A 20,030-nucleotide genomic window follows, 5' to 3' on the forward strand; every position below is an offset into this window, starting at 1 on the left:
GTGACCCGGTGACCCGGTGACCCGGTGACCCGGTGACCCGGTGACCCGGTGACCCGGTGACCCGGTGACCCGGTGACTTGGATCGGACCGGGCCGCGCGACGCGTCGCGGGAAAAATTGCCCATGGGCAACTGGTTACCGGTCTCATGCGTGCGCTAAGGCAGGGTTTTCGCAATCCGCTAGGTGTGGTCAGGCCGCGTCGGTCTTGCCGAAATCCTGTGGCGACAGAAGCGCCAGCTGGTCGCGGGCCCAGGCCTGGGTGTTCCAGGTCTCGACCATGCGGCGGAGCTCGCCCATGCGGTCGCGGCGCTCCTGCTCCGGCATCTCCAGCGCCTGCTCGATCGCGTGATCCATCGACTTGTTGGAATAGGGGTTGGTCAGCACCGCCGAGCTGAGCTCGATCGCCGCACCGGCAAATTCCGACAGGATCAGCACGCCGTCGCCATCTTCGCGCGCGGCGGCGAACTCCTTGCAGACGAGGTTCATGCCATCGGCGAGCGGCGTGATCCAGGCCACGTCCGCGGCGCGGTAATAGGCGACGAGCTCCTCGAAGGGGATGGCGCGCGAGATGAGCGCGCAGGGGGTCATGGCGAAGGTGCCGAAGCGGCCGTTGATGCGGCCCGCGATCTCCTCGATCTCGCGCTGGATCTCCTCGTAGACGGTCATCGCGCGGTTGGCCGAAACCGAGACATGCAGGAGGCGGACCTGCCCGACGAGATCCGGCCGCCGCTCCATCAGCCGTTCGAAGGCCAGAAGCTGGTCGGCGCCGCCCTTGGTGTAGTCGGTGCGTCCGACCGACAGGATGAGGCGCGCTCCGCCGAGCTCGTCCTTGATCGCGGCGGCGCGTTCGGCGGTCTCGGGCCGGGCGGTTACCTCGGCGATGTAGTCGGTGTCGACGCCGACCGGGGTGGTGCCGAGATGCACGACGTGATCGCCGACATGGATCGCGGTTGGAACGGTGCGGTCCGAAAGCGCCGAGCCTTCGGAGATGAAATCGTCATCGACCTTTTCGCGCGGGACCTGATCGACGTCGCGGAGCGAGCGGACGACCGACACGAAGTTCGAGCTGTAGCGCGGGATGTGGAAGCCCACGACGTCGCAGGCCAAGAGCGAATCCACGATCTCGCCGCGCCAGGGCAGCACGTTGAAGATGTCGGCGCCCGGAAAGGGCGTGTGGTGGAAAAAGGAGATGCGCAGGTCGGGGCGCATCTGGCGCAGGTAGCCGGGCACGAGCCAGAGGTTGTAGTCGTGCACCCAGACCGATGCGCCCTTGGCCGCCTCCGAGGCGGCGGCCTCGGCGAAGGCCCAGTTCACCTCCTTGAAGGTCGGCCAGTCGACGGGGTCGTAATTATACTTCTCCTTGAAGCCGTGCAGGATCGGCCAGAACGCCTCTTTCGAGGTGACGTGGTAGAAGCTCGAGACCTGTTCCTTGGTCAGGGGCAGGCGCGAGACGGTGTATTTGCCAAAGCTGTCCTCGATCTCGACGACGCGCTCGAAGCCGGGGCTCGAGGTGTCCTCGGCCTCTTTCCAGGCGACCCAGGCGGCATTATCGACGCGGCCGAAGAAGCTTTTCAGCGTCGGCACGATGCCGTTGGGGCTCTTGTTTTCCTTGAAGACGATCTTGCCGTTTTCCTCGACCTCTTCATAGGGTTGGCGGTGGTAGACGATGACGAGATCGCTGCCCATCTCAGGCTCCCTTCGCAGTCGGATGCAGGTTCTTTTCGACGATAGCCTCCAAGATACCGGCGGCGCCGATCGCCTTGGCGCTGTGGACATGGGGCAGATGCGCCACCCGGTCGAGGAGCGCTTGTTCCGAGCCTCCGACGGCGACCGCGGGCAGGCCGCATTCCAGCATGGAGGCGTCGTTGAGCGTGTCGCCCGCGGCGAGCACGCGGTCCTCGCCGATCTCCATATGCGCCACGAAGCGGCGGAGCGACGGGCCCTTGCTGACGCCTTTGGGCAGGACATCGAAGTAACGGTTGTCGGAGATCAGCCAATCGAGGCCCATCTCTTCGACCTTATCCTTACCGGAAGCATGGAAATCAGCGGGGTGGAGGTCGTAGCTCACGCGATACCTGAACTCGGTCGGCTGCAGCCTGAGGCCGGGATGGCCGTCGAACGCGGCGCGGACGCGGTCGCCTGCGTCGCCCCAGGCCTCGGCGATTTCCTTTTCCAGAGCCTCGATCGGCGCGATGGTGCGGCCGTCCACACGAGCGATGGTGGTGCCGACATCGCCGATCACGTATTCCGGCCAGGGCACGCCGCCATCGCAGAGCTCGGCGATGAACTCGGGGTCGCGGCCGGTCACGAAGACAAGACCGACCGTGTCGCGATGCGCCTCGATCCAGTCGTAGAGGCGCTGGCGGTCGGCATCGCTGCCGCCAAGAAAGGTGCCGTCGAGATCGGTGGCGAGCACGAAGTGGCGCTCGCTCAGGGGCGGGCGGTCCTCGACCGGGACGGGGTGGGTCGCGCTCATCATGCGGGCTCCTCGGTGGTGTTTGCGGCGGCGGGATGCGCCAGTTCCAGTTCGAGCGCGCGCGGCTCGGCTTCGATGGGACGGGCCCAAAGTTGGCGGAAGGTGAGATCGAGATCGGCGCCTTCATGCAGAATGGCGTGCACCGCTTCGCAGATCGGCATGCGGACGCCGATGCGGCGGGCGAGATCGACGACGGAGACCGCGTTCACCTCGCCCTCGACGACGACCGGTTTGCCATCGAAACAGTCCTCGCGGGCGGTGCCTTCGCCCAGTTGAACGCCGAGCGACATGTTGCGCGAGGTCATGGACGAACAGGTGAGGGTCAGGTCGCCCGCGCCGGAGAGGCCGGTCACGGTTTCTCTTCGTCCGCCAAGGGCTTCGGCGAGAAACTTCATCTCGTCCATGCCGCGGGTGATCAAGGCCGCGCGGGTGTTCTCGGCAAAGCCCGCGCCGGTCATCATCCCGCAGGCGATGGCGATCACGTTCTTGACCGCGCCGCCGATCTCGACACCGATCAGGTCGTCGGACATGTAGGGGCGGAAGGCGGCCGACGACATCGAGACCGACAGGCGCGCGGCGGGGCTTTTGGCGGGCTCAAGGCGGTCCTGGTAGCGGAAATCGAAGGCGATGGTGGCAGCGGTGGGGTGTCCGAGAACGGTCTCGCGCGCGAAGGTCGGGCCGGAGAGCGCGCCGACCGGGTGGCCGGGCAGTTCCTCTTCGAGAAGGTGCGAGAGCAGGTAGCCTGTGCCCTGTTCGATCCCTTTGCAGCAGAGCACGAGCGGCACGCCCTCCGGCAGGTGCGGGCGGACCGTCGCGCAGAGATCGCGCAAGGTGCGCGAGGGGGTCACGAAGAGCACGGCCTCGGCGCCGTCCAGCGCATGGGCGATGTCGGTCGTGGCCTCCAGCGTCTCGGGGAGGTCGGCGTCGGGCATGTAGTCGGTGTTGTGGTGGGTGTCGTTGATGGCGCGGGCGGTGTCCTCGCTGCGGCCCCAGATCCGCACCTCGCGCCCGGCGGCCGCTGCGACGGCGGCAAGCGCGGTGCCCCAGCTGCCCATGCCCAGCACCGCGATCCGGTCATAGGGTTCGGCCAGGATCGCTGTGCTTTTCGTGGCGTCGGCGCCGTTTGGCGCAAGCGTTACCCGTAATGTCTCCATGCGTGTGGCGGAAGCTCGCGCTTGGCGCTCTCCCGATCTGCTCCGTGTTCTGTTTGTTCCCCTCCAAAGGCTAGGGGGCGCGCCTGCGAAGTCCAGACGTCGGCGGGGTCGGTGTGGGGTGTGTCGCAATTGTTCAAATTATAGGCGATGCGCCGAGTGATTTGAACAATTCCTGGGCGGTGGCGATGCGGATTCACCGAAAAACGGGCCGTATTTCGGGCGAATGGCTTGCGAATTGACTGCCGGTCAATATGTCGCGGGCGTCTTTTACGCCGCGTATTTATCTGGAATCGTTCGGTTTTCGAGATCTCACCAAGGGCGGATATTTTTCACCCATGCAACCAATGACAGGCTTTTTGACTTATTCCAGTGAACCCATACCATTCTGTCTGCCGCGTCGCAGCATAAGCGACCTGGCCCCGATCAAGGCGAGACCAGACAGAGCATAACCGAGGAGCTAACACCGAATGACCCGCACGACCGCACCGACGCCGACCCGCGTTCGCACTGCGATCTTCCCCGTTGCCGGGCTTGGAACGCGTTTTCTTCCTGCGACCAAGGCCACACCCAAGGAATTGCTGCCGGTCCTCGACCAGCCGCTTCTGCAGTTTGCCATCGACGAGGCGCGCGCCGCCGGGATCGAGCGGATGATCTTCGTGAGCCACCCATCGAAGGACGCGATCGAGCGGTATGTGCGTCAGGACGACGAGCTGGAAGAGACGCTCCGCGCCAAGGGCAAGGAGAGCATGGCCGACATGCTGCAGGACAACGCGCTCTGCGACGGCGAGGCGCAGGTGCGCTTCGTGATGCAGGACGAGCCGCTGGGCCTCGGCCATGCGGTGCTCTGCGCGGCCGATGGCGTGCTGCCGGGTCCGGTCGCGGTGATCCTGCCCGACGATCTGATCCTCGGTGAGCCCGGCTGCCTGAGCGAGATGATCGAGGCCTATGACCGCGAGACGGCCGGTCACATGGTTGCGACGATGGAGGTTGGCGAGGCCGAGGTCAGCTCTTACGGCGTTCTGGCCGTGACGGGGCGCGATGGTCCGCGCATCCTGGCCGACGGCATGGTCGAAAAGCCCGATCCCGCCGATGCGCCCTCGCGGCAGGCGGTGGTCGGGCGCTACGTGCTCGACGGGTCGATCTTCGACGATCTGCGCGGGCTTCCGGCGGGTGCGGGCGGCGAGATCCAGTTGACGGACGCGATTGCGCGCGGCGTCGGCACGGTGGGTCTCTGCGGGTTCCGCTTCACCGGCACACGTTTTGATTGCGGCTCCAAGCAGGGCATGCTGCAGGCGACCATCGCCTATGCGGGCCAGCACCCGGAGTTTCGCGACACGGTGATCGACGCGCGTCCCGACATGCTGGCCGCCGAGTAGGCGTCAGTCGTTCGACACCACGAGTTTCAGATGCGGCCGTTCCGACACCGGGGCGGCCGCATCTCTGTTCCGGGCGCTGCCATAGGCGCGCTTGCGTTCGGGGAGAGCGGCGGTCTCGATGAGGGGCGCGCGCAGGGGTATCTCTTCGAGTGTCAGCCCCGACAGCGAGAAGCGGCGGGCGTTGCGGCCGATCCGCCCGACCGTCACGAGGCCTCCGAGCAGCCGGTCGGTGGCGCCGCTTTGAGATCGCAGCGGCAGAAGCACCATGTCGCCGGTGACGCGCCCGAAGCCCAGGACGGCGTCAGAGATCAGCTCGGCGCGCAGAAGCGCGGGGCGCGTCCCGATTTCGCCCAGAGCGGCGCTCATCCTTTCGCGCGCATCCTGGTCGAAGAGCGCCGAGAGCGGCAGGCCCGCCGCGGTATGCCCCATGAGGTCGTTCAGATGCCCGCCCGCGACGCGCAGGCGGCCGGTTCCGGGGGCGAGGATCTCGACGATGAAGGCGTATTCGAGCGCGTCCTCGATGCCGCGGGGATCGACGCGGGAGCGGGCCGGGATCGGCTCGGCGGCGCTGCGGAGCGCCTGCCAGTAGCTCTCGATCAGGCGCAGCGGCGCGGTGCGGCGCAGTTTTTCCCGCTCGGACATGAAGAAAACCTTCTTGGGACCGCTGTCGAAACGCATGGTCGTAAACCCTCCTGCACGGGCGCTAACCGGCTGTCAGGAGACTCTGACAAAACGTTAACTCGCAAATCTTACCAAGGCATTAATAGGTCGGCCCCGCCTCAATTGCGCCACAATTCCGCGTCGCTGGTTAATGCCCGGGCGGCGGCGCTTGCCTCGCGCGGGAGGCTCCAGTAGTCGCTGAGGTCAACCGTTCGGAATGGGGAGGACGCGGGCATGCGTCAGTCGATGACCGGCTTCGCCGCGGCGCAGGGCGCCGGGTTCGGTCTGCGCTGGAGCTGGGAGCTGCGCAGCGTCAACGGCAAGGGGCTCGACCTCAGGCTGCGCCTGCCGGACTGGATCGACGGGCTCGAGCCGCGCCTGCGCGCGGCACTTCAGGGACGGCTAGCGCGCGGCTCGGTGACGGTGTCGCTCAAGGTGGCAGCGGGCGAAGAGACCGGCGCGGCGCGGCTGTCGGAGCCGATGCTGGGCGCCGTTCTGGATGCGCTTGCCGTGATCGAGGAGCGGGCGATGGCGGCGGGCGTGACGCTCGCGCCCTCGACCGCGGCGGAGCTTCTGTCGGTGCGCGGGATGCTCGACGGCGCCGCGGCGGGGCCGGATCCGGCCGACCTGGTACCGGTCCTCGTCACCGAGTTCGACGCGCTGGTCGCGAGCCTCGTCGCGATGCGGACCGCCGAAGGGGAGGCGACGCAGGCGATCCTGATGGGCCAGCTCGAGGAGATCGAGACGCTCGTGGCCGAGGCCGCGTCCCGCGCCGAGGCGCGGGCGGGCGAGCAGGCCGAGCGTCTGGCCCAGCAGCTCGCGCGCGTGATGGAGACCGCCGACGGCATGGACTCGCAGCGGGTCGCGCAGGAGCTGGCGCTGATCGCGGTCAAGTCCGACGTCACCGAAGAGATCGACCGGCTGGGCGCGCATGTCGCCGCCGCGCGCGCGCTTCTCGCCGAGGACGGGCCGGTGGGCCGCAAGCTCGATTTCCTGATGCAGGAGTTCAACCGCGAGGCCAACACGCTCTGTTCCAAGGCGCAGTCGACCCCGCTGACGCAGACCGGGCTCGCGCTCAAGACGGTGATCGACCGGATGCGCGAGCAGGTCCAGAACGTGGAGTGACCGAGATGGCGGAGCGTCGCGGATTGCTGATCATTCTCTCCTCGCCCTCGGGCGCGGGCAAATCGACCCTGGCCAAGCGGATGCGGGTCTGGGACGAGAACGTGCAGTTCTCGGTCTCGGCCACCACGCGCGCGCCGCGCCCGGGCGAGGTCGACGGGCAGGATTACCACTTCATGTCCGAGAAGGCCTTCAAGCACACGGTGTCCGAGGGGGGCATGCTGGAGCACGCGCATGTGTTCGGCAATTTCTACGGCTCGCCCAAGGCGCCCGTGACCGAGGCGATCTCGCGCGGGGAGGATGTGCTCTTCGATATCGACTGGCAGGGGGCGCAGCAGATCACCAATTCCGATCTCGGGCCGCACACGCTGTCGATCTTCCTGCTGCCGCCTTCGATCGCGGAACTGCGCAACCGGCTGGAAAGCCGGGGGCAGGATACCGACGAGACGATCTCGAAGCGGATGCAGAAAAGCTGGGACGAGATCAGCCACTGGGGCAGCTACGATTTCGTGTTGGTCAACGATGATCTCGACGCGACCGAGGAGCGGCTGAAATCCATCGTGACCGCCGCGCGGCTGCGCCGGTCGCAGCAGCCGGGGCTTACGGGCCATGTCCGCCGTCTGCAGGAAGAGTTCGAGGAGGGGATGACGTGACGCTCTACAGCTTCGAGGGCCACGCGCCCGAGGTCGACGAGAGCGCCTGGGTGGCGCCCGATGCCAACCTGATCGGCAAGGTGATCATCGGCGCGCGCGCCTCGGTCTGGTTCTCGGCGACGCTCCGGGGCGACAACGAGCCGATCACTCTGGGCGAGGGGGCGAACCTGCAGGAAAACGTCGTCTGCCACACCGATCCCGGCCTGCCGCTGACGATCGGGCGCGGCTGCACCATCGGCCACAAGGTCATGCTGCATGGCTGCACCATCGGCGACAACACCCTGATCGGCATGGGCGCGACGATCCTGAACGGTGCAAAGATCGGCTCGAACTGCCTGATCGGTGCGGGCGCGCTGATCACCGAGGGCAAGGAGATCCCCGACGGCTCGCTCGTCATGGGAATGCCCGGCAAGGTCGTCCGCATGCTCGACGATGCGGCCATCGAAGGCCTGCGGAAATCGGCGCAAGGCTATGTCGACAAGGCGCGCCGCTTCCGCGAGGGGATGGTCGCGCTCTAGGCGCGTCCTCTCAGAGCAGGCGCTGGGTCGGGCGGTCGAAGACCTTGCGACCCATCGCCGAGGCGGCGAGATCGACCATGAGCTGCGCGGTGCGGCCGCGTTCGTCGAGCATCGGGTTCAGCTCGACCAGATCCATCGAGCCCACCAGCCCGGAATCGTGCAGCATCTCCATCACCAGATGCGCCTCGCGCACGGTCGCGCCGCCCGGCACGGTGGTGCCCACCGCAGGCGCCACGGCGGGGTCGAGGAAGTCGACATCGAGCGAGACATGCAGCCTGCCGCCCGCCTCTGCGACGGTGTCGAGGAAGGGGCCGAGGAGCTTGGCGATGCCGTGCTCGTCGATGTCGCGCATGTCGTGGCGGCGGACCTCGCTCGCCTCGATCATCTCGCGCTCGGGCCCGTCGACCGAGCGCAGGCCGATGATGCAGACCTGGGTTTCGGGCACCGGATTGGCGACCTCGGGGAAGCCGGGAAAGCCGCTGCGTCCGGTGACATAGGCGAGGGGCGTGCCGTGCAGGTTGCCGCTTTCGGTGGTCTCGCCGGTGTGGAAATCGCTATGCGCGTCGAGCCAGAGCACAAATTGCGGCACCCCGGCCTCGGCCGCCTGCGCCGCGACCCCGTGCACGGTGCCGAGCGAGAGCGCGTGATCGCCACCGAGGAAGATCGGCACGCCTGAGCCCGCGGCACTGGCGGCGGCGCGGGACAGGGCCTGCGTCCAGCCGACGGTGCGGGCGAGCTGGTAGAGATGCGGATGCTCGGGGAGGTCGACCGCGTCGGGCACCAGGTTGCCGTGGTCGATGACGTGGTGGCCGAGTTCCTCGAGCACGCCGTGGAGCCGCGCGCTGCGATAGGCGTCGGGGCCCATCAGGCAGCCCACGCGCCGCTTGCCGCTGTCGACCGGGGCTCCGATCAGGTGGATGGTGCTCATGTCGGGCCTCCCGTTCGCCTGTGCGTGCCAGAATGGCCCGGAGGCGGCCCGGGTCAACCGCCTTCAGGAGCGTTTCAGCGCCGCGATCCAGAGACCGGCCAGAGCCAGCGAGGCGATCATGTTCCAGGACGCCATCGACAGGCCGAGGAACTGCCACGCGATCTCGTCGCAGCGCACCAGCGGCGCGCCCATGATCTGGTCGAGTAGCTCGTCGGTCGAGAGCCCGCCGATGGATTGCGATGTGCAGGTTGTGGGGCCTTCCCACCAGCCATTCTCGACCCCGGTGTGATAGAGGCCGACCCCTGCCGTCGCGAGCGCGGCCAGCGCCCCGAGCGCGGGCAGCGCGCGGCCCGAGACGAAGAGCGCGACAAGGCCGATCACGACCGCGGCGACATGCGGATAGCGCTGCCAGTAGCAGAGCTTGCAGGGCGGAAGGCCGCCCAGATACTGGAACCCGAGCGCGGCCAGCAGAAGCGCCGCCGAGCCGCCTGCGGCCAGGAGTATGAGAGTGTTGCGTGTCATAGGTAGCGCACTGCGAGAAAGCCTCCGATCAGAAGGATCATGAAGGCGGTGAAGACGAGCCCGAGCCAGCGCTCGACGAAATCGCGGATCGGGCGACCGAAGGCGTAGAGCAGCCCCGAGACGATGTAGAACCGCGCCGAGCGGGCGATGAGGCAGGAGATCACGAAGGGCAGGAGCGGCATCGACGCCCAGCCCGACAGGATGGTGATGACCTTGAAGGGGAAGGGCGTCAGCCCGGCGATCAACACCGCCCAGACGCCCCATTCGTTGAAGCGCTCGTTGAACGCGCCGATCTTGTCGGCCTTGCCGAGCGCTTCGAGCACCGGCTGGCCGAGGCTTTCGTAAAAGAAATAGCCGATGGCGTATCCCAGAAGCGCGCCCGCGACCGAGGCGAGCGTCGCGACGGTCGCGATCACCCAGGCGCGGCTGCGGTCGGCGAGAATCATCGGGATCATCATCACGTCGGGCGGGATCGGGAAGACCGAGCTCTCGATGAAGGACACGACGCCGAGCGCGCGTAGCGCGTGGCGGTGCTCGGCCAGGGCCAAGGTCTTGTCGTAGAGCCGTCTCAGCATGGGTCCGCCTGTCTCTGCCGCTTCCGCCTTCGAGCATGGCGCGGCAGAGGGGTCAAGCGAGCGCGATCACGAGCCCGAGAGAGGTGGCTTTGCGGTCAGGCGGCGCGTCAGGGCTCGGGCCGGGAGCGGTCTTCGCTCTCCTCGCTCTCGCCGGTCTCCTCGCTCTCCTCGGGCGCGTCCTCGCGGCGGATAGGCAGCGGCTCCTTGAAGGTGAGCGTGCGGTAGGGGAAGGGGATCTCCATGCCCGCCTCGTCCAGCGCGCGCTTGACCGCCGCCACGACCTTGTCGCGGCTGGCGCGGATGTCGACGGGGCGGGAGCCGGTCCACCAGGTGACCTCGAAATCGATCGAGGAGGACCCGAAGGCCTGGGCGAAGACCTGCACGTCGCGCACGTCGTTGCGGACGCTGTCGACCTCGCGCACCGCGCCCAGGATCACGTCGCGCGCGGCATCGACATCGGTGTCGTAGGAGACGCCGCACATGACGGTGATCCGGCGGATATCCTGCGCGGTGCGGATGGTGACGGGGTTCTTGAAGAACATCGCGTTCGGCGCGACGACGATCTGCCCGTCGGTCTGGCGGACATGGGTGTCGCGCACGGTGATCTCCTCGACCTCGCCCTCGATGCCCTCGCATTCGATGAAATCGCCGATCCGAAAGGGCTCGCGGATGAGCAGCAGGATCCCCGCGAGGAAGTTCTCGAACACGTCCTTGAAGGCGAAGCCGATGGCCACGCCGCCGACGCCGAGCGCGGTGAGCGCGCGGCCCGGAGTGATCGAGGGGAAGGCGATGGTGACGGCGATCAGCACGCCGAAAAGCCACAGCCCCACCGTCGCGAGCATCAGGAGCACGTCCACAAGCGCCCGCCGCATCCGCGCCTTGCCGAGCACGCGCGGCAGCAGCCATTGCACGAGATGAACGGCGAACCAGACGAAGAGCACCCAGAGAAGCGCGGCCACGAGCTGCGGCAGCAGCGCCCAGAACCCGGTCGTGTAGGTTTCGAGCTGCGCGCGCATGGGCTCGGGCAGATGGCTCCAGAGCGTCTTGAGCCAGGTGAGGTCGGTCAGGTCCATCGTCGTCTCCGTCGCGCGAGGGAAACCGCGCCCCGCGCGAGCTAGCGCGCGCGGGGCCCATTGCCACTGGACGAGCGCCGGGACGGCCGCTAGAGCTACGCCCGGGCCCGAGTGGTGGAACGGTAGACACAGGGGATTCAAAATCCCCCGCCGCAAGGCTTGTCGGTTCGAATCCGACCTCGGGTACCAGATTCCTGTTTTTTATCGATGGGCGCGGCGGCGGGGGTCGTGCGGCTCAGCTGCGGGCGATGTAGCGGTCGCGGCGGTGGTTGATGGTGATGATCAGGTTGAGGATCACCGCTCCGAAGAGCGACCAGAACACCGTCTCCCACGCGAAGAGAAAGAGCGCGAGGGTGAAGACGCCCAGGTCGAAGACGAGCTGCGTGTTGCCGGCCTTGATGCCGCGCGTGTCCTGAAGCCAGAGCGCCACGATGCCGACGCCTCCGAGGGTGGCACCGTGCCGGAAAAGGCCAAGGAGGCCCATGCCTGCGCAGAGGCCGAAGAGCGCCGCGCCGACGGCAGGGTGGAGGGGCTGGACGGTCAGGACCAGGGGCATGAGGTCGGCTATCACCGACATGGTCGTGACGGCGATGAAGTTCTTGACCGTGAAGCGCCAGCCCATCTGTCGGACCGCCAGCCAGTAGAAGGGCAGGTTCAGGACGAAGAACACGAGACCGAAGCTCAGGCCGGTCGGGTAGGAGACGATCAGCGATAGTCCAGCGACCTGGCCGGTGATGAGCTCGGAGGCGCGCAGGAACTGGATCGACAGCGCCACGAGCGTGCAGCCGATCAGCATGCCCTGAAGGTCTTCGGCCAGCGTGTGGCGGTCTGCGGGAGGCGTGTCGAGAAGGATCATGCCGTCCCTTTTGCGCCGGGGCGCGCCGGGGTCAAGACGGATGGCGCGGACGGGTCTGCGCGCCAGGGGGCGGTGCCGCAATGTTCGGCAGGCGTGCGGCGCGGTGCGCGCGCCGTGGTCGAGGCGTGGCAGAGCGATCCGGTCGCAACGTGTGCCGCTTTTCGCGGTGATCCGGATGTCAGCTCGTCAGGACCAGCGGGCAATGATCCGAGACCTCGGGATCGCGGATCACGTCGAAACGCCGGACGGCCTCGGGGCGATTGACCAGCATGTAATCGGCGAAGCGGCCGGGTTTGGGGTATTGCGAGCTGCGAGTGCTCTCGTGGCCCCGGCTGGTGACGAGCTCGGTCAGCCCGGCCTCGGCGAGGATCGCGAGCGTCTCGCTGACCTGGCCGACGTTGAAATCGCCGCAGATCACGGACAGGTCGTCCGCGCCTGAGACCTGCTGCGCCAGGGCCAGGAGTTTGCGTGCCTGCGCGGCCCGCTCGGGCGTGTCCATCTTGCCCCGGAGGTCGGGGAGGCCAAGCTGCTGGGATAATCGGCATCGCGCGGGCGTTTAACGCGATCTTCAGTCAAATCCTAGATGATCTCACGGCCGAACGCAGTGGCCCTCCAACATGAACATCACAGACACCGAGGCCTCTCGGACGGCCTTTGTCGAATATCTCCGCAAGGGAACACCGATCCGCCTGTCGCTGAAACAGGCAGGGATCACGGATCGGTATGTCTGGCGCACCCGGCGCGACGAGCACATGCGCCGGTCTCACCGGATGAACGACGGCCGCTTGTTCTCATGGTCCGATCCGCCCGCCCGCCATCGGGCATTCGGGCGACGACGACACCTGCCGCTGCGAAGCGGTCCCTTTCGTCGCTGGCGAGACCGAATTCGGATTTCAAGAGTTCACCACGAGCCTCGCGTCGAGCCACGATCGCTGGACCAACCGCGATTTCGGTCGCGACTATAAAAATGGCGGCGGGCGCGCGGTGACCCTGCTGGAGATCGGACACCTGCGAGAGAGTGCCGAGCAGGACGCCTATGGCGATGGGACGGAGGGCGCTTTCCGCCGCCTCGCCGACCAGATCGCGGATCAAGCGCGCGCGTCCGGCGCGGGCGCGCTCAGCTACGACTTCGGCGCTCCGTACGATTTCGATGATGTCGCATTCTCCCATAGCAACGCTGTGGTTCGGGGAGGCTTCGTCGGGGGCGTGGATGACCGTGGCGCGATGCTTCGGATCACCGGCGAGACCACCATCGAGTTCAGCGACAGTTTCGAAGATCCGCTGGATGTCGGCATCGAGGCCGGCGGCACGCCGTTTCCGATCACCGGGAGCTGGACGGCGCGGTTCTCCGCCGAGGTGACGAAGGACGCCGGTCGCAGCGCGTATGGCGCGGTCGGTGGGTGGTGACGTTCGGGCCGCGATCTCTCGTGGGCGCGTTTGCCCGATACACGCTGCTCGGTCTGGCCGGGCTCCTCCTCTTCTGGGCATTGGTCGCCGGTGAGCGGTGGGCGATGAGCTTCCACAAATCCGTGACCCTGCCAAACGGGATGGAGTTGGGTCGAGAGTTCGACTGGAACCGCTACGGCCGCTGGGATCTGTTCGCGGAAAATGGCCGGACCCTGCTGGCGCGTGATGTGGAGGTCGTCTGCTTCAACGACCGCTACGTTCTCGTGCAGTCTTACGACCGCGGGTTCACCGGCCTCTATGACGCTGGGACCGACAGCAGACTGCTGCTGGACGACTATGACGCGATGGACATCAGCGGTCTCGACAAGCCTGGCGGGGGCTGCAATGGATATTTTACCGGCTGGGTCGGCCCTGGCCTCCTGCTCGACGACGGGCCCCGACCTTTTGTGCCGCCTTGCGCATGGCGCAACGTCGACACCGAGGCGTTGCGCGACCGTGCGTGGTTTGAGCGCCCCTGTGCTCCGAGCCCGTGGCCTCCGGAGCGGCGGTGACTACTCCGAAATTCGGAGTCTCATTCGTTTACAACGGTTTGCGTCTGCTCCGTGCGACACGTGCAGGACGTTGCGAGCCCGGAGATATTCTAATGTACTGATTTTAATAAGCTATTTTGGCCCCCTTGGGTTGCATCACAATCGGAAGGTCGTAGGTTCAAATCCTACCCCCGCAACCACTTTTACCGAACCCACATCGACATTCCGTAGCCCGCCCGGCTGCGCTGCGTCGATCATGCCGGTAATCGCCCCCTCCAAAATGAGAACCACGTCTCCGTTCTCCTTGGCGTGCACGATCACGCGTTCGATGAGGCTACCCAGAAGCTCCAACGCGCGAGAGCGGATGGTCTCATCCGCGAGGCTGTTGGCCAGGTCCGTGACCTTGCGGCGGTAGAGCTCGGCGAGATTGGGATGTAGCCGGACCGGGGAGGGCGCCGGGTCCGCAAGTTGGCTCGTAAGGCTGTCCTTGCGCGCTTCGAGCTCCTGTATCTGGGCCAGAAGACCGGCAGTCCTGAGGCCATCGGCGATGGCATCGTAGAGGCCGGACAATTTGCGTGCCGTCTGATCCAGATCCTTTTGCAGCTGCTTGCGCTGATTGTCCGCCGCGCCTCGCTGGGCGTTCGCCTCGGAGGTGAAGGCGCTGATGAAAGCCGCCACGGCGTCGGGCTCCATCAGGCGGTCTTTGAGCAGATCGAGAACCGCGCGTTCGAGATGACCGCGCTTGAAGGAACGGTTCGCGCTGCAGCTTTTGAGCTTTCTTGCGTTCGAGCAGGCGAGATAGTCCTTGCCGACGGTTGCAAAAGGGCCGCCGCAGCAGTCGCAGAACAGCAGACCGGTCAGAAGGTGCGTCGATCTTCGGCGCTCCCAGAAACGGCTGCGTTTGATGCCCTGGACCGCGGGTGTCTGATCGATCTCGTTCTGCCGCGCCTTGACGCGATCCCAGAGGGCATCCTCAACGATGCGAAGCTCCGGCACGGCGCGCGTGATCCACTCTGAGTCCGGGTTGAGCCGGGACACGCGCTTGCCCGTTGACGGGTCCTTCAGGTAGCGTAGCCGGTTCCAGACCAGCCGCCCGATATAAAGCTCATTGTTCAGAAGCCCGGTGCCGCGTCGCCGGTGTCCGCGGATCGAGGTGTCCCGCCAGAGTTTGCCGCGGGGCCCCGGGATTCCCTCGTCGTTCAGCGCGCGAGCGATGGCCAGGGCCGATTGTCCATCGGCGAAGCTTGTGAACACACGCCTGATGACACGGGCCTCGTCCTCGAGGATGCGCCGCTCGCCCGTGACCGGGACACCGTCGTCGCCGAGGCGCCGCACGACCTCGTAGCCGTAGGAATTGCCGCCGCCAGAATGCCCGGCTTCGACACGTCCCCGCAGCCCGCGGCGTGTCTTGGCGGCCAAGTCCTTCAGGAACAGCTGGTTCATCGTGCCCTTCAGTCCGACATGCAACTCGTTGATCTCGCCCTCCGCAAGTGTGACCAGCGCCACCCCGTGAAACGAGAGCTGCTTGAAGAGGGTTGCGATGTCGGCCTGGTCGCGGCTCAGCCGGTCCAACGCCTCAGCCAGAATGACGTCGATCCCGCCGCGCTCGACCTCGGCGATGAGACTCTGCAGACCGGGCCGGTGCATCGACGCGCCGGAGATGGCCATGTCGCTGAAGGTCTGGACCACAGACCAGCCTTCCCGATCCGCGCGCTCAAGGCAGAGCCGCGCCTGGTCTTCGATCGAGGCTTCCCGCTGCATCGTTGAGGAAAATCTCGCGTAAATCGCGGCGCGCATGATCAGCCCTCCTGCCGTTCCGCGTCGATGAGACTGGCGTAGTCGCGGCAGACTTCAAGATTGCGGGCGTGATTGTAGTGCCGCTCGGCGGTCCGCGGATTACTATGCTGGAGGAGCGGCGCAACCAGTTTGACGTCCTTCGAGGACACCCGCGCCAGTGTCGTCGCCGCCGCGTCGCGAAACAGATGCGGGCTCACCTTCTTCGATAATAGGCGCTCCGTCAGGCGGGTGATGGCTACGGACATGGATGGTCCCTGGAGGGGGCGACCGTCGCGGGTCACCCAGAGGTGATCATGCGGCTCGGCAGCGCGACCGAGCAGTGTAGGGCGCACCTCTTCGACATAGCGGCGCAGGAGCGGGGCGATCTGGCGCGGAACCTCTGTCTCCCACGGTACGCCCGTCTTGGTCATGGCAGCGTCGAGGGCAATGACGATCCTCGTGGGCGAAATGAGGAAAGACGTTCCGATCCGCAGTTCGCCCATGGCCCTGCACCGGATCGGGCAGAGCGCGAAGAGCGCCATCAGGCAGCCGTCCCGGAACTGCGACAGTTGCCGTCTCCTCACGCCTGGGATCACGTCGCGCTCGTTCGCAAAGCCGATGGCCGCGTCGAGGAGAACGCCGCTTGAGAAGATGCGCCCGTCCTTACGGGTGCTGACATGGCGACTGGCCAGATACTCCAGATCGCGGGCAATCCGCCAATGCTGGTCGAGATTTGCCGTTGGGTGAGATCTTTGCAGAACACGCAGGATATTTTTAGCGAATAAGTGCCTGCTGGCTGGCGCGAGTGCGTCATTGGCCTCGATCCAACGCTCGAACCGATCGATGGTGAACCGCTCCAGTGGCCCCTCGGCGAGCGCCTCTGGTTCGACCTGCACCAACCAGCCAATCCAGCGGCCGTAACTGGTCTCCATGATTTTGACAGTCGCGTCCGAGAGGTCGACGAGCGGCCCGGCCTCATCAAAGAGTCCGCCCGTTCGAAACAAAGCGCCCCAAAGGGTCTGATCCTGGCCAGGCCAGCTTTGCGGTGAAGGCATACGCACAGTCAATGCGCGACCTCATCCTGACCGGCGTGGCGCTCAGCGTCGAGAATGTCGCCGAAGAGTTGGCATATCGCGAAGCCATCCAGGTCGGAATAGGCGGTGAGCGTTGTGCTCAGACTTGCGTGCCCCATGAGGCGACGCGCGCCTTCGTAGTCGCCTGGATACTTCTCGAGATAGAGGTAGACGGCGAAGTGGCGAAACAGGTGAAGGTGCATCTTGACCCCTGTCTCGCGGAAGATGCGAGCCGTGACGCGCTTTGCCAGATAATCTGCGGCCAGCGGTCCGGTCCCGTCGCGTCGAGGAAACAGCCAGCGGGTGCCAGATGGGACCAGGGTGGGTGATCGTAGAAGTAAATGCTTCTCGATCATGGAGACGAGATGGGATGGAAGAACGTACTCGAGTGCTTGTGAATTCTTCATTTCGCCTGGCTCGAACGACAGATAGGTCTTTCCGTCGCCCGGACGCTTCAGATGATGATCAATGTCGATGCTGACGAGGTTTTGCCGACGGATCGCCGTATAGGAGAGCAGTGCTACGACAAGGGCTGTCTCTCGTGCAAGGCAGGCCGATTTGGTGGTCTTTGCACCGGCCTCGTCGAAGAGCTGTTCTGGCAGACTGATTAATCGGTGCCGGGTCTTCTTTGGCGTGAGATTCCGAAGGCGTTCGCGATTCCTTGGGGTCATCCCCGTAGCTCGTTTCTTGGTGACCCTTGCTCTGAGCCGTCTGAGCTCCGCCTGGTGATCATCATCGACAAGGCAGTGACGTTCTGCGAGTGCGACAAGGCTGTCCGCCATCATCTCCAGCGATGTGGTCACTTCACCGCTTCGTTCGTAGAGCCAGGTCAGGCCGGTTTGAACTGTGCCAGGATCGATCAGATCGCTCAGTCTGGTCAGAGACGCCGGGTCTTGCCCGGCGCGCACGAGCGCGCCAGCAAAGCGCTCCACATATCGCGAATAGAGGGTGATCGTCCGTTGCGAGTAGGGGCGGAGCGTCCGCCTCGCCAGAAAATTGACTTTGGCAAAACTCACCGGCAACTGGGCCAGCTCCTCGCGGAAACTCTGGGGAAAGGTCTCCAAAGGGAGCTTGATCGCATTGGCGGATTCCGGACGGATAATCGGCTTGCCTGGCCAACCGGAAATACGCTTTGGCGCGGCATTCCACGCAGCAATCGCATTGCTGTAGGCCGTCTTGGGATTGCGACGGATCTCATTGAGCTCGAGCGCCGACCGAAACGCATCGGCGTGTTCGATACCGACATCTTCCGGCAGCGCTTCGACTTCATCGAGAAAGAAGATGAACGGTGCCACCCCGATCCTCAGGCTCTTCTCCCCGGATGCGGTGACACTCTCGAGCAGTTCTCGCCAGACAGGGCTGAGGTCTTTTGCCCTGTGAATCTTGCGTGACACGATTCCGACCTGGCGCAACGCGGCCTTGGCGTCGCTGACGATATTGGCCCAGGTCTTGGGCGTCAGATCGCGCGAAGCGGGCGAAATTTGTTCGATCCGCGGCTGCAGCCAGCCAGGGTCGGCGGGAGTTCGCTCCATCGTTCGCTCGAGCGCTGCGGCGAGGCGCCGGAGCGCAGAGCAGAGATCGCGTCGGCGCTCCGCTTTGAGCGACAGGTCCGAGGCAATGGCATCATGTACGGAAGAGAACATCTGAACCTGCTTGGGAACGAGCGCAAGCTCAAGATCGGAAGGTCGGAGGGTCTTCATCGGGTGGCTCCTTTGCAGACGGGATTGGTCTCGGGTGGACAGAAGGCGACAGGGGTCCTGATTCGGGAAAACAGTAGCATGGAAAGTGAGCATGTTACGGTGTGGCCCTCTTCCCGAGGAGGAGGCAGTCCATTGATTTTAATGGACATTACTGGTCGCGATTGGTCAGTAGAACTGACCGCGGCGGTAGCGCGAATGAGCCTCCGGATCGATGCGGATCAGTCGTCCCGATGGCCCCAGTCGGCGGACTTCCAGACGCCCTTCAGCGATCGCGCGCCGCACTGTCTTCTCTGAAACCTGGTCGAGGCGAGCGACGTCCTTCACGGTCAGAAGCTCATTGTTCTTCTGGGTAATTGTGGTTTGCTCCCGCATGGGAGGCCTCCTCATTTATAACTAAGTGAAGACATGCCTCCCGCGCCGCCTGCCGTGCCAATAGGCGTGCAAGATCAAGCAGACACGTAGTCGGGTCTGCTGTCTGCCCAGTGGGGTTTGAGGTCGGTTTGAAGAAGTCTGTCATGCCCCGACCATGCGCGGGGCAGGGTGGGCATGACCAAGTGTGTCGATTGTTAAAAAACGGAAGGGTGTGCGCAGTTCGGCCTGTAATACGACATCTCGAACTCTGGCATCAGATCCATTTGGTTGGCCTCGCGCTCAAGGTCTGCTCTGACCCGTTCGATATCTTCCTTGAGAGTCTCGCCTGGAAGAAGGTTCGGCGGATCAGTCAGCTCCAGTCCAACCCATCTGATGAACTCGATAAGGGGGCCGCCCCTGATGTCGCGTTGCTTCGTCGCGGACGTTGTCACCGTCAACTTGCGGCCGGTTTCTTTCCACCAGATGCAGCAATTCTTGATCACTTGATAGCGCCGTCGATCCCGATACTTGCGAGCATCCTTTGGAGCCAAGATGGCCACTGCGTTTGTCTTCGCGAGCGCGTCGATCGCCTCATGCAATTCTTCACACGGAACGTCGATGTCCATCGACAAAGCCCTTGCCTCTTCCAGCTGAGACAATTCCTCGCTGCAGTGCACCAAGAATCCGTCCACCTCCTTCAGCACAAATATCCCGTCAATCTCGTCAAGCACTGAGACGAGCATAGCGCGGTCACCTTGCGACTTCTTCAGGTGGCTAAGAGCCTTGTTCAACTTTTTACGTCCCCGCTCGAGGGCTCGGTCTCGCGACACTTCGGTCAGGTTGATGGACGAACTGGAGTCGAGACAATTGCCCAAGCAGATCGACAGGGCGCGAGCATCACCTTCGGAAAAGCCAAAGCGGTCGATCACCACTTCCAGCTGCTTCGCATCGAAAACGCCCAGTTCGTCGTACAGGTCTATCTTCCACCGGGGACCTGGTTTGACATACTCCATCGAAGGGAAGATCGAGTGGTCATCCCCAATTGACATATGTTGCTCCTTTGTTCCGAAAAGCCAACCTGGCGTTCGGAGCAGACAAACGCAAGGTGAACGTCAGCGCGATACCCGAAGCCGAGGCCGTCGACTTTGAGGACGTGACGGGCGTTGTTGCGCAACTCGCGCTTGAGGCGTGACTGCCCCTTCCTCCACTGACCGTCAGGCCACGCGGATGATCTCGGCGGTGCCGAGGGCGTTGAAGCGGTTCATGAGTGCGATGCGGATG

The 20,030-nt window shown here is 65.1% G+C and carries 21 protein-coding genes and 1 tRNA gene; 7 read left to right on the plus strand and 15 right to left on the minus strand.

The genetic code is table 11. The features are described from left to right. Window positions 1–188: 188 nt before the first annotated feature. The 3 genes from ggpS to ACFQ4E_RS19050 are packed head-to-tail and all read right to left on the minus strand — an operon-like array spanning window position 189 to window position 3,530. Window positions 189–1,685, minus strand: a complete 1,497-nt coding sequence (gene ggpS / locus ACFQ4E_RS19040) for a glucosylglycerol-phosphate synthase (protein WP_386806119.1) — start codon at window positions 1,683–1,685, stop codon at window positions 189–191. 1 nt (window position 1,686) lies between these two features. Continuing rightward, entirely contained in the window at window positions 1,687–2,475 is a 789-nt protein-coding gene (locus tag ACFQ4E_RS19045; protein ID WP_386806120.1) for an HAD-IIB family hydrolase, read from the minus strand. Further along, on the minus strand, window positions 2,475–3,530 hold the full coding sequence (locus ACFQ4E_RS19050; RefSeq protein ID WP_386806137.1) for an NAD(P)H-dependent glycerol-3-phosphate dehydrogenase: 1,056 nt from the start codon (window positions 3,528–3,530) through the stop codon (window positions 2,475–2,477). The genes ACFQ4E_RS19045 and ACFQ4E_RS19050 overlap by 1 nt, the downstream gene beginning before the upstream one ends. 566 nt (window positions 3,531–4,096) lie before the next feature. On the opposite strand from ACFQ4E_RS19050, the gene ACFQ4E_RS19055 reads away from it, so the two are divergent. Next, on the plus strand, window positions 4,097–5,005 hold the full coding sequence (locus tag ACFQ4E_RS19055) for a UTP--glucose-1-phosphate uridylyltransferase (RefSeq protein WP_386806121.1): 909 nt from the start codon (window positions 4,097–4,099) through the stop codon (window positions 5,003–5,005). A 3-nt stretch (window positions 5,006–5,008) separates the two neighbouring features. Here ACFQ4E_RS19055 and ACFQ4E_RS19060 read toward each other — a convergent pair whose 3' ends face one another. After that, window positions 5,009–5,683, minus strand: coding sequence for a PAS domain-containing protein (locus tag ACFQ4E_RS19060; protein ID WP_386806122.1), 675 nt, complete (start codon window positions 5,681–5,683; stop codon window positions 5,009–5,011). Between the two features lie 216 nt (window positions 5,684–5,899). On the opposite strand from ACFQ4E_RS19060, the gene ACFQ4E_RS19065 reads away from it, so the two are divergent. The 3 genes from ACFQ4E_RS19065 to ACFQ4E_RS19075 are packed head-to-tail and all read left to right on the plus strand — an operon-like array spanning window position 5,900 to window position 7,958. Further along, entirely contained in the window at window positions 5,900–6,790 is an 891-nt protein-coding gene (locus ACFQ4E_RS19065) for a YicC/YloC family endoribonuclease (protein WP_386806123.1), read from the plus strand. Between the two features lie 5 nt (window positions 6,791–6,795). Continuing rightward, entirely contained in the window at window positions 6,796–7,440 is a 645-nt protein-coding gene (gene gmk, locus ACFQ4E_RS19070) for a guanylate kinase (protein ID WP_386806124.1), read from the plus strand. Then, window positions 7,437–7,958 (plus strand): gamma carbonic anhydrase family protein, encoded by a 522-nt coding sequence (locus ACFQ4E_RS19075; protein WP_386806125.1) that lies wholly within the window; start codon window positions 7,437–7,439, stop codon window positions 7,956–7,958. The genes gmk and ACFQ4E_RS19075 overlap by 4 nt, the downstream gene beginning before the upstream one ends. Before the next feature lie 10 nt (window positions 7,959–7,968). On the opposite strand, the gene rocF is transcribed toward ACFQ4E_RS19075, so the two are convergent. The 4 genes from rocF to ACFQ4E_RS19095 all read right to left on the minus strand — a co-directional run bounded on the left by rocF (window position 7,969) and on the right by ACFQ4E_RS19095 (window position 10,999). Continuing rightward, window positions 7,969–8,886: an arginase gene (gene rocF, locus ACFQ4E_RS19080; RefSeq protein WP_386806126.1), complete on the minus strand. Its 918-nt coding sequence runs from the start codon at window positions 8,884–8,886 to the stop codon at window positions 7,969–7,971. 63 nt (window positions 8,887–8,949) lie between these two features. Beyond that, window positions 8,950–9,408 (minus strand): disulfide bond formation protein B, encoded by a 459-nt coding sequence (locus tag ACFQ4E_RS19085; protein ID WP_386806127.1) that lies wholly within the window; start codon window positions 9,406–9,408, stop codon window positions 8,950–8,952. Beyond that, window positions 9,405–9,983 (minus strand): YqaA family protein, encoded by a 579-nt coding sequence (locus tag ACFQ4E_RS19090; protein ID WP_386806128.1) that lies wholly within the window; start codon window positions 9,981–9,983, stop codon window positions 9,405–9,407. Before ACFQ4E_RS19090 ends, ACFQ4E_RS19085 begins: the two co-directional genes overlap by 4 nt. A gap of 107 nt (window positions 9,984–10,090) precedes the next feature. Next, window positions 10,091–10,999, minus strand: coding sequence for a mechanosensitive ion channel family protein (locus tag ACFQ4E_RS19095; protein WP_386806138.1), 909 nt, complete (start codon window positions 10,997–10,999; stop codon window positions 10,091–10,093). Between the two features lie 162 nt (window positions 11,000–11,161). On the opposite strand from ACFQ4E_RS19095, the gene ACFQ4E_RS19100 reads away from it, so the two are divergent. Continuing rightward, window positions 11,162–11,245 (plus strand) — tRNA-Leu (locus ACFQ4E_RS19100). A gap of 46 nt (window positions 11,246–11,291) precedes the next feature. Here ACFQ4E_RS19100 and ACFQ4E_RS19105 read toward each other — a convergent pair. Next, a complete protein-coding gene (locus tag ACFQ4E_RS19105) occupies window positions 11,292–11,912 on the minus strand; it encodes a YitT family protein (protein WP_386806129.1) in 621 nt (206 codons plus the stop codon). 178 nt (window positions 11,913–12,090) lie between these two features. Further along, window positions 12,091–12,411 carry an endonuclease/exonuclease/phosphatase family protein gene (locus tag ACFQ4E_RS19110; RefSeq protein WP_386806130.1) on the minus strand — a complete coding sequence of 107 codons (321 nt, stop codon included), beginning with the start codon at window positions 12,409–12,411 and terminating at the stop codon, window positions 12,091–12,093. 485 nt (window positions 12,412–12,896) lie between these two features. Between ACFQ4E_RS19110 and ACFQ4E_RS19115 the strand changes: the two genes are divergently transcribed. After that, entirely contained in the window at window positions 12,897–13,319 is a 423-nt protein-coding gene (locus ACFQ4E_RS19115) for a hypothetical protein (protein ID WP_386806131.1), read from the plus strand. Window positions 13,320–13,339: 20 nt separating this feature from the next. Further along, entirely contained in the window at window positions 13,340–13,870 is a 531-nt protein-coding gene (locus tag ACFQ4E_RS19120; protein WP_386806132.1) for a hypothetical protein, read from the plus strand. A 135-nt stretch (window positions 13,871–14,005) separates the two neighbouring features. Here ACFQ4E_RS19120 and ACFQ4E_RS19125 read toward each other — a convergent pair whose 3' ends face one another. The 5 genes from ACFQ4E_RS19125 to ACFQ4E_RS19145 all read right to left on the minus strand — a co-directional run bounded on the left by ACFQ4E_RS19125 (window position 14,006) and on the right by ACFQ4E_RS19145 (window position 19,798). Then, the gene (locus ACFQ4E_RS19125; RefSeq protein ID WP_386806133.1) at window positions 14,006–15,646 is read right to left on the minus strand and encodes a recombinase family protein; all 1,641 of its coding nucleotides are present in this window, start codon (window positions 15,644–15,646) and stop codon (window positions 14,006–14,008) included. 2 nt (window positions 15,647–15,648) lie between these two features. Next, window positions 15,649–16,686: a tyrosine-type recombinase/integrase gene (locus tag ACFQ4E_RS19130; protein WP_386806139.1), complete on the minus strand. Its 1,038-nt coding sequence runs from the start codon at window positions 16,684–16,686 to the stop codon at window positions 15,649–15,651. 2 nt (window positions 16,687–16,688) lie between these two features. Further along, window positions 16,689–18,398, minus strand: coding sequence for a site-specific integrase (locus tag ACFQ4E_RS19135; protein ID WP_386806134.1), 1,710 nt, complete (start codon window positions 18,396–18,398; stop codon window positions 16,689–16,691). A gap of 165 nt (window positions 18,399–18,563) precedes the next feature. Further along, window positions 18,564–18,770, minus strand: coding sequence for a helix-turn-helix domain-containing protein (locus tag ACFQ4E_RS19140; RefSeq protein WP_386806135.1), 207 nt, complete (start codon window positions 18,768–18,770; stop codon window positions 18,564–18,566). A 194-nt stretch (window positions 18,771–18,964) separates the two neighbouring features. Continuing rightward, window positions 18,965–19,798, minus strand: a complete 834-nt coding sequence (locus tag ACFQ4E_RS19145) for a hypothetical protein (protein ID WP_386806136.1) — start codon at window positions 19,796–19,798, stop codon at window positions 18,965–18,967. Between the last annotated feature and the right edge of the window lie 232 nt (window positions 19,799–20,030).

It is taken from the genome of Litorisediminicola beolgyonensis, assembly GCF_042679605.1.
GTDB lineage: Bacteria > Pseudomonadota > Alphaproteobacteria > Rhodobacterales > Rhodobacteraceae > Litorisediminicola > Litorisediminicola beolgyonensis.

Excerpts from the sequence above, each read along its gene's own strand:
- ACFQ4E_RS19145 (WP_386806136.1), bottom strand. The coding sequence starts at position 19,798 with ATGTCAATTGGGGATGACCACTCGATCTTCCCTTCGATGGAGTATGTC.
- ACFQ4E_RS19065 (WP_386806123.1), top strand. The coding sequence starts at position 5,900 with ATGCGTCAGTCGATGACCGGCTTCGCCGCGGCGCAGGGCGCCGGGTTC.
- ACFQ4E_RS19085 (WP_386806127.1), bottom strand. The coding sequence starts at position 9,408 with ATGACACGCAACACTCTCATACTCCTGGCCGCAGGCGGCTCGGCGGCG.
- ACFQ4E_RS19125 (WP_386806133.1), bottom strand. The coding sequence starts at position 15,646 with ATGCGCGCCGCGATTTACGCGAGATTTTCCTCAACGATGCAGCGGGAA.
- ggpS (WP_386806119.1), bottom strand. The coding sequence starts at position 1,685 with ATGGGCAGCGATCTCGTCATCGTCTACCACCGCCAACCCTATGAAGAG.
- ACFQ4E_RS19090 (WP_386806128.1), bottom strand. The coding sequence starts at position 9,983 with ATGCTGAGACGGCTCTACGACAAGACCTTGGCCCTGGCCGAGCACCGC.
- gmk (WP_386806124.1), top strand. The coding sequence starts at position 6,796 with ATGGCGGAGCGTCGCGGATTGCTGATCATTCTCTCCTCGCCCTCGGGC.
- rocF (WP_386806126.1), bottom strand. The coding sequence starts at position 8,886 with ATGAGCACCATCCACCTGATCGGAGCCCCGGTCGACAGCGGCAAGCGG.
- ACFQ4E_RS19135 (WP_386806134.1), bottom strand. The coding sequence starts at position 18,398 with ATGAAGACCCTCCGACCTTCCGATCTTGAGCTTGCGCTCGTTCCCAAG.
- ACFQ4E_RS19055 (WP_386806121.1), top strand. The coding sequence starts at position 4,097 with ATGACCCGCACGACCGCACCGACGCCGACCCGCGTTCGCACTGCGATC.
- ACFQ4E_RS19110 (WP_386806130.1), bottom strand. The coding sequence starts at position 12,411 with ATGGACACGCCCGAGCGGGCCGCGCAGGCACGCAAACTCCTGGCCCTG.
- ACFQ4E_RS19045 (WP_386806120.1), bottom strand. The coding sequence starts at position 2,475 with ATGAGCGCGACCCACCCCGTCCCGGTCGAGGACCGCCCGCCCCTGAGC.
- ACFQ4E_RS19140 (WP_386806135.1), bottom strand. The coding sequence starts at position 18,770 with ATGCGGGAGCAAACCACAATTACCCAGAAGAACAATGAGCTTCTGACC.
- ACFQ4E_RS19095 (WP_386806138.1), bottom strand. The coding sequence starts at position 10,999 with ATGCGCGCGCAGCTCGAAACCTACACGACCGGGTTCTGGGCGCTGCTG.
- ACFQ4E_RS19105 (WP_386806129.1), bottom strand. The coding sequence starts at position 11,912 with ATGATCCTTCTCGACACGCCTCCCGCAGACCGCCACACGCTGGCCGAA.
- ACFQ4E_RS19060 (WP_386806122.1), bottom strand. The coding sequence starts at position 5,683 with ATGCGTTTCGACAGCGGTCCCAAGAAGGTTTTCTTCATGTCCGAGCGG.
- ACFQ4E_RS19050 (WP_386806137.1), bottom strand. The coding sequence starts at position 3,530 with ATGGGCAGCTGGGGCACCGCGCTTGCCGCCGTCGCAGCGGCCGCCGGG.